This window comes from Chryseobacterium sp. 2TAF14 (genome assembly GCF_052115105.1).
Lineage (GTDB): Bacteria > Bacteroidota > Bacteroidia > Flavobacteriales > Weeksellaceae > Chryseobacterium.
This window is the reverse complement of record NZ_JBFRGA010000142.1, coordinates 1-7,400: the sequence shown is the minus strand read 5'-3', so window position 1 is coordinate 7,400 and position 7,400 is coordinate 1. Positions and strand designations below refer to the sequence as shown.

The following is a 7,400-nucleotide window of genomic DNA, read 5'->3' as shown; positions in this document are numbered from 1 at the left end:
ACTTAAAGAAGAAGAACTGGCTTCCGGAAAATTTGAAATATTAGAAACCAATACCAATGAGCTGAAAGATTCATTAGAAGATGTAACAGAACCAAAACCTCTGAAAATTCTTAACGCCCTGAAAGACGATAACGAGATTTTCCCGTCGATAGATTTTGTATCTCAATTAGCCCATGTCAGAGTTCAGCAACATGCAGAGTTAAAGGATTTGAATCTTCCCAAAGAAACAAGTATTCTGATCTCTCACCGCATAGTAGAGCCAGATACAAAGTATAAAGCTTTTGTCTGTTATTATTCCGAAGAAGTAAAAATTAAAGGGAAAGATAAGTATCAATTAAATAATTCTAACGAAAAAAACGAGTATCAAAGCACAAAATCATGTGTTGTCTTATCGGAATGGTCTTTTGAAAGCATCAGCGCTGATTTGTACCAGATCGATACCAATAAGCTGAAAAACCATCCGGAATACAATACTTTTCAAAAAGATTTAGCCGACTCTGAAATTTCAACTTTAGAAGAATTAAAAACAAAAACAAAAGCTGAACTTGCGAAGCTGATTTCGATCAATGAAGTTTATCTGAAAGAGCGTGCAGAAAGATGGATGAAATTGCCCGAACCCAAATCTCTTGATGATTTTGAGCGTACGGAAGAAATTAATTTTAAGAAAGAAAACAATTATATTCTTGAGTATTTAAAATACAACGGCAAAAACTTAAAAGGATATTTGTACGAATTAAAACTTCAACCTTTTAAAACGGAAATTAACGTCAATAATGAGCGTGTTCGCAAACTCATTGATATTGCTAAAGTTCCGGTAGAGCATCAGCTGAAAGCCGGCGGTAAAATAGTTTCATGGTATCAAGGCCCTTTTACCAACTGGAATTATTCATTTAACCTGGAAAATTTGCTGAAAGAAAAAGAATGGACAGACATTCCTGATCATCAGGATTATTTAAATCTTTTCAATGATGATACGAAGATGCTTGATATGACCTATGCTGCGGCTTGGCAATTAGGCAGATTAATGATTATGAATGACAATAAAGTCCTTCAGGAACTGAAAAAATGGAAGAATGAATTAGAATTATACAATTTGCTGAAAGAGCAAAACCGGTTTAGCCATCTCCCTAATTTGGCGACCCTGGTTCCTGATATTCCTGATTTGTTACTAAACTATGTTACAGAATTAATCCGGTTCAGAAACTTTCCGGTTTATTACCTGCTTCCACACGCAGATTTGAGTACAGAGGAAAGCATTAAATATTTTAAAATCGATAACTCCTGGATTTTAGCGTTCTTGTATGGAATTTTTAGTGCAGGACCAAAACTTAGCATCAATGATTTTGAAGAATATATTTTAAACAATAAATCTTTGCATAATATTTTTGATTATAATAAACCTTATTACGGAATTTTGCTTCAGTCACAAACCATTAAAAACTGGCCGCATCTCGTAGTAGAATTAAATAAAAGCAATGATTTCCATTATATAACAGGCATCAACAATACACTGCGTTTGTACATTACCGATCAGAAATTCTCTGACATAGAACTCTATCTTAAAAATGAAAATGCTCATTTTGGAAAAGAATATACTCCAAAAGCTGAAAAATTTATTAAACAGACAAGTGATAAAGTAAAATTAGCCAACGAATATCTATACAAACAACCTAAAATAAGTTTGAAACTTAAATAAATACAAAAAGTCTTGTGAACATAACAGGGCACAGTAAGCATTTTCAGCTTCTAAATATTTTTAAAATTATTTAATAAATAAAGTAAATCGGCATCCTATTTGAAGTCTTTCTAACGACTTTTACAATTAAAAGAATATTGTTTGACCAAATACCTGTTTCATTGCAGGTATTTTTTTTGTTCATTATTTTGAGAATAAATATTTGTTTGATTTTCAGGTTGGTGTGATTCAAGTCATAATACTTATATTGATTTGTTTGATAAATTTACTAAACACCAAAGCAGAAAATAAAATCTTTTATAACCATATTTTAAAATGAAATAGGGTTATGAAATGAAATAGTTATCAATTTACTGCATGGTTTAGCTTGATTTATTTAAACCTAAAAAATATGAACAGTAAAACTATTTTAAAAACGATTCCTGTCGTTGCAGTTTTAGCCTTTTCGCAGGTGACGGCACAACGTGGAATTCCTCCGAAAGATGTCGTCACAATTACTCATACGACCAATTATCCGGAGCATCTCGATTTTCTTCCGGAAATGGTAAATCTCTTAAAAGTTCCGGAAGGATGGACAGTTTCTGTGGCTGCATCAGGACTCGGCAAACCACGGATGCTTTATTACACCCCAAACGGAAATATATATATTACCAGACGCGATGCAGGAGATGTTCTTCTTCTAAAAGATACCAATAACGATGGCGTTTTTGATGATATTAAAACCGTGGTTGCAGAATTTAAAGGTGTTCACGGAATTACGATGAAAGATGGTCTTCTGTATTTATGCAACAACAATGAGCTTCGCCAATACAGAATAAATGCAGACGGAACATTATGGGATAAAAAAATGCTGTTTAACGATATGCCCAGTGCTGGTCAACACCCAAACCGTACCATGGATTTCGGACCTGACGGAAAACTTTACATTTCAATAGGGACATTGTGCAATGATTGTAAAGAAAGCGACCGTGAAGCGGCTTCATTGGTACAGGTCAATCCGGTAACCTGGAAGCGAACTATTTTTGCATCAGGTCTTCGGAATATGATCGGTTTCGACTGGCATCCGCAAACAAAAGAATTGTGGGGAATTGATAATGGAGGAGACGCCAAAGGCGATGACTGGCCACCCGAAGAATTAAATTTGATCAAAGAAGGAAAAAACTACGGTTATCCTTTTGCCTATGCCAAAAAAGAAATAGACCGTACCCGGGAAGATCCTGCCGGAGACAGTAAAGATAAGCTTGTAGAAAATACCGAACCTTCGATGATGGAATTTCAGGCACACATGGCGCCGATCGGATACCAATTTTTTCCTTCCGGTACACCATTCAGCGGAGATGCCCTAATAAACTGGCACGGATCGTGGAACCGCAGTAAACCAGTAGGATTTAAAGTTCAGCGTATTAAGTTTTCCAATGGTAAACCTGTTGCTGCAGAAGATTTTCTTACCGGCTTTTTAAAAGGCAAAACAAGGTTTGGAAGACCTGCCGGAGTTGCCATTGCAGCAAACGGAACCGTTTATATATCAGATGACGCCAACGGTGTTTTATACAGCATTAAACAAATTAAATAGTATGAAAAAAATAATAATAGCTGTGCTTTTTGTGGGATGCGCAGCAGCAGTTCCGGATCAGCCCACAGCAAGAATTGAGTTTAATGCTCCCGAAGCTTATCCCGAAGGAATCGCTTTCGACAGTATTTCTAAAAATTATTTTGTTTCTTCGGCAAGACTTGGCAGCATTGGTAAAGTTACACCCGATGGAAATTATACTGTACTTTTGAATGATCCTACATTCAAATCCAGCTATGGAGTAAAGGTACATCCTGATGGTAAACGGATTTTTGTGTGCATTGGTGATGCAAATTACAGCAAATACACATCACCGGAGACGAGAAAAAAAATGGCGAGATTAGTAGGTATTGATATGAATACAGGAAGAAAAACTGACGACATTGATTTGTCAGGTCTTGTTACCGGACTTCATTTTCCGAACGATCTTACATTTGATAATCAAAATAATGCATATATCACCGATAGCTTCGCCAATGTAATCTATAAAGTAACTCCGCAAGGTAAAGCAACGGTGTTTTCAGACAGTCCTCTTTTTAAAACTGAAGGTGTCGGGTTAAACGGAATTGTGTGGCATCCTTCAGGTTATCTGCTTTCGGTAAGCAGCGGGACCGGAACCCTCTATAAAATAAATACTGATGATCCTAAAAAAGTTTCTAAAGTAATGACAGAGCAGTTTTTTATGAACGGAGATGGTTTACTTTTAACGGGAAATCAAAAATTAGTGGTCGTACAAAATGGCGGAAGTAATAAAATATATGAACTGACCTCAAACGACAATTGGCATTCTGCTAAATTGTCTGCATCTACATTGGCAGCCGATCGTTTTACGTATCCATCTACAGCAACCAAAGCAGATGATAAAGTTTGGGTGATGAATGCCAAATTTTCGGAGCTTACGGACAGCACATCGGTTCCTTCAAAGAAATTTGCGATACAGCATGCGCGATTGATACCTTTACCTAAATGATTTGTTAGTTGAACGGCGATTAGCTATATTTTAATAACTGATCGCTTTTTTTAATTTTATACGATAGATTTATTTTAAGGGATAACTTTAATGGTTAAGAGCCTGTTTAAATTTATTGGAAAAACGCAAAGACGCAAGATTTTATAAAAGTTTTCTGTTTTTAAGACGCAAGGAGAAAATCAAAGATTTTCTTTATAATAACTGCTGATCAATTTTATCGAAGATAAAATTTTTGCGCCTAAAGCGTACTGTAGTTAAACAATTTTGCGCCTTTGCGAAAAACCAATCATGAAATTCATATTTATCAATTTTTAAACAGGCTTTAAATTAAAGTATAATTGTTTTTGATTTTGCCACTTTTTTTATAACATACTTCGAATCGTTTACAAAAAAACGTAACGGCAGCAATGCGTGTTCTTCCGCATAATCGATTCCTATTCGGGCAGATGTCGAAATTTGAGATGGATTATAATTTATACTCTGATCTTCGATCCAGATACGGTTTTGCGTAAGATCTTGCCCGTTAAAAGAAAGGTTTATGCCCAAAGCTTTTGTAAGAGACCCCGGTCCTGAAGATATCGCAGGAATTTTTACAGCCATTTTTCGCCTGTTTTCTATCTCCTGGAAGCCATAGAACGTTTCAATACTTCTTATAAGCACACATTTTGGATCATCTTCCACGGAAGTAACAATATTCAGAAGATGATGTATTCCGTAGCAGAGATAAACATAGGCTAAACCTCCTTTGTTGTACATAATTTCAGTTCTTGCAGTACGACGGTTTCTGTAAGCATGCGATGCCTTATCTTCAATTCCGAAGTAAGCTTCTGTTTCAACTATAATTCCCGCGGTTATATTTCCATCTATCCGGGTATAGAGAATCTTACCCAGAAGATCTTTTGCCAGAAAACTGACGTCAATATTTGTATAATATTCTGCTTGCAGCTTCATCAAGAAAATATTATTAAGTTTTCAATGAATTTATCTCATTTAAATAAGCGTTTCAGTCTCCTTTCTATTATTCTTTTCCAGTTTCTGTTCCCTGAAATATATTTTTGCTCAGGTCTATTTTACAGTTATMGGTAAGAATGTGGATCTTTAGATTTTCAGCATATACCGGAAACCCTTTTTCGACTGTGTCAACATTGGTTTGTCCGATATTCTCAGCATCAAGAAGCCACACCATTCCGGAACCGCGACAAGTGGCATTGTAGCCGCCTTCAATAATCAAAGCGGTATCTTCGCCAAGGCCAATTCCCCAACAATCACGGTTGAGAATCACGGCATGGGAAAGCCTTCCGAATCTTGCGCGATGAACAAAATGGGTATCGATAATACAGTTTTCAAGCAAACCTAACCCTGTATCGAGCTCAATATCATGCTCAAGAATTGCTTCGCCGTTTATTGCTTCAACAATTACGATTTTTGGCATGCACATTGCGCCTGCGCTGGTTCCTGCAATCGTAAATTCTTCTTCGTTTTTAYATTTTTGTTTCAGCAAATCTGTGATTACCGACTGTTCTAGGGTTTTACAGATCCTTTCCTGATCTCCACCGGTAAAAAATATAGTCTTTGCTTCTTTTATTCTTTTAAAATAAAAATCGGCATGAACCTGATCGTCACAAATATCCAAAAAATCAAAATTGGTATAGCCAATTTCGTTAAAAGTTTTTGTATATGTTTCCCTCATATCTTCAGGATCTGAAGTTGCGGTGGTAATGACTTCTATTCGGTCATCTTTAGATTTTACTAATAGTTTAAGAATTTCTTTTGGGCAAAAATTATTGTTTTTGTTTCCCATTTCAGGATTGCTTCCGTCTTTATCTTCTTTGCCGCCGATAATGATAATTCGTCCTTTTGGCATCATATATATGAATATTTATCGTTAGGTAATATTATTTCTGTTGGTGAAATTTAAATTATAATCAAAGATCTGGTGTTTTTTAATGCGTTTTCCCGTCTGAAGATCTATTGTACAGCCATCCACCAGAATATGACCTTTCAAATCTTTTACGTAAACGGAGACACCGCTTTTGAAAGGTATAATGCTTTTTGCAGTTGCACCTTTTGATTTTCGTAAGATTGCAATTCCTCTCTCTTCGGTAAAATGTTATGTATTGTTACCGATTATAATGAGCATCCTTTTGGATATCTTTTYATTACTCATTATCGGTTTTTACATCGGTACTGTCACTTCCCATTTGCAGGGTGTCTGAAATTTCATTCAGGGTTTTAATGGTGTCAGATTTTTGATCGTTGACGGTTTGTCTTTTATTTTCCTGATCGGTATACTGAGTTTCAGATTTTGTACAGGCGGCTACAGCAAATAGCGCCACAAATAATAGTGCTAAATTTTTCATAATGTTGATTTGGTTATTTCAAACTTAAGCACGAAACATGAAAAATATTTATGACGTTAATCATAATGGTAAGTTTAAATGATAATTTTTGCAGTTTTTTAAACGACCTCTGTAATTTGTGACTACAGTCATAAGCTACAGATGATTAAAAATTTACTTTTGATCTTACACCAGATAGATTTTAGTATACTAATCGGAGCTTATACTTTGATATTTATTTCTGTTAAAATTTTAGAAGATTACAGAAATTAAGAGCCGATATTTTAAAATTTTTAAACAAAATCATTAAATGAATACTGATATGCAACAAAATTGGGATAAAAAATACCTTGTTTTTTTTGACGGAGAATGCGGGGTTTGTAATTTCTGGGTACAATGGATACTTGAAAGAGATAAAAAAGATCAATTTTTATTTGCATCATTGCAGTCTAAAGCAGGGCAGAATTTTTTAACAAAAAACGGATTAAACACTACACAGTTTAATACTTTGTATCTCCTAAAACCCAACCAGGAATATTTAATAAAATCGCGTGCAGTTCTGAAAATTGCTTCACTTTTAGGAGGGGTCTATTCTCTTTTATCATTTGGTAATATAGTCCCCCGTTTTGTAAGTGATTATCTTTATGATAAAGTATCAGAAAACCGCATGAAATTGTCTGCGCAAAAATGTTTTCTTCCCGATGCGCATCAAAAAAAGAAATTCATAGATTTATAATTGATTATTATGATTTTACGACTGTTAAATAAGATTATACATTTGTAGCATTAGCTATATTAACATAACAAAAGCATGGACTCGAATTA

At 35.0% G+C, this 7,400-nt stretch carries 7 protein-coding genes; 4 read left to right on the top strand and 3 right to left on the bottom strand.

Features of this window, described 5'->3' with window-relative positions; all coding sequences use genetic code 11:
• From AB4Y90_RS13220 to AB4Y90_RS13210, 3 genes are all read left to right on the top strand, one after another.
• The coding region (locus tag AB4Y90_RS13220) for a hypothetical protein (RefSeq protein ID WP_441558034.1) at positions 1–1,696 on the top strand (1,696 nt) is incomplete at its 5' end.
• A gap of 391 nt (positions 1,697–2,087) precedes the next feature.
• Positions 2,088–3,269, top strand: coding sequence for a PQQ-dependent sugar dehydrogenase (locus AB4Y90_RS13215; RefSeq protein ID WP_441558033.1), 1,182 nt, complete (start codon positions 2,088–2,090; stop codon positions 3,267–3,269).
• A gap of 1 nt (position 3,270) precedes the next feature.
• Positions 3,271–4,236, top strand: a complete 966-nt coding sequence (locus AB4Y90_RS13210; protein ID WP_441558032.1) for a gluconolaconase — start codon at positions 3,271–3,273, stop codon at positions 4,234–4,236.
• Between the two features lie 327 nt (positions 4,237–4,563).
• On the opposite strand, the gene AB4Y90_RS13205 is transcribed toward AB4Y90_RS13210, so the two are convergent.
• The 3 genes from AB4Y90_RS13205 to AB4Y90_RS13195 form a co-directional block, all read right to left on the bottom strand.
• Positions 4,564–5,187 (bottom strand): DNA-3-methyladenine glycosylase, encoded by a 624-nt coding sequence (locus AB4Y90_RS13205; protein WP_441558031.1) that lies wholly within the window; start codon positions 5,185–5,187, stop codon positions 4,564–4,566.
• A 67-nt stretch (positions 5,188–5,254) separates the two neighbouring features.
• A complete protein-coding gene (locus AB4Y90_RS13200) occupies positions 5,255–6,103 on the bottom strand; it encodes a cyanophycinase (RefSeq protein ID WP_441558030.1) in 849 nt (282 codons plus the stop codon).
• A 292-nt stretch (positions 6,104–6,395) separates the two neighbouring features.
• The gene (locus AB4Y90_RS13195; RefSeq protein WP_441558029.1) at positions 6,396–6,596 is read right to left on the bottom strand and encodes a hypothetical protein; all 201 of its coding nucleotides are present in this window, start codon (positions 6,594–6,596) and stop codon (positions 6,396–6,398) included.
• A 289-nt stretch (positions 6,597–6,885) separates the two neighbouring features.
• Here AB4Y90_RS13195 and AB4Y90_RS13190 point away from each other — a divergent pair, with 289 nt between their 5' ends.
• The gene (locus tag AB4Y90_RS13190; protein WP_441558028.1) at positions 6,886–7,311 is read left to right on the top strand and encodes a thiol-disulfide oxidoreductase DCC family protein; all 426 of its coding nucleotides are present in this window, start codon (positions 6,886–6,888) and stop codon (positions 7,309–7,311) included.
• The last annotated feature ends 89 nt before the right edge of the window (positions 7,312–7,400 follow it).

Coding starts and splice junctions, on each gene's coding strand:
- AB4Y90_RS13215 (WP_441558033.1), top strand. CDS start 2,088: ATGAACAGTAAAACTATTTTAAAAACGATTCCTGTCGTTGCAGTTTTA.
- AB4Y90_RS13210 (WP_441558032.1), top strand. CDS start 3,271: ATGAAAAAAATAATAATAGCTGTGCTTTTTGTGGGATGCGCAGCAGCA.
- AB4Y90_RS13205 (WP_441558031.1), bottom strand. CDS start 5,187: ATGAAGCTGCAAGCAGAATATTATACAAATATTGACGTCAGTTTTCTG.
- AB4Y90_RS13195 (WP_441558029.1), bottom strand. CDS start 6,596: ATGAAAAATTTAGCACTATTATTTGTGGCGCTATTTGCTGTAGCCGCC.
- AB4Y90_RS13190 (WP_441558028.1), top strand. CDS start 6,886: ATGAATACTGATATGCAACAAAATTGGGATAAAAAATACCTTGTTTTT.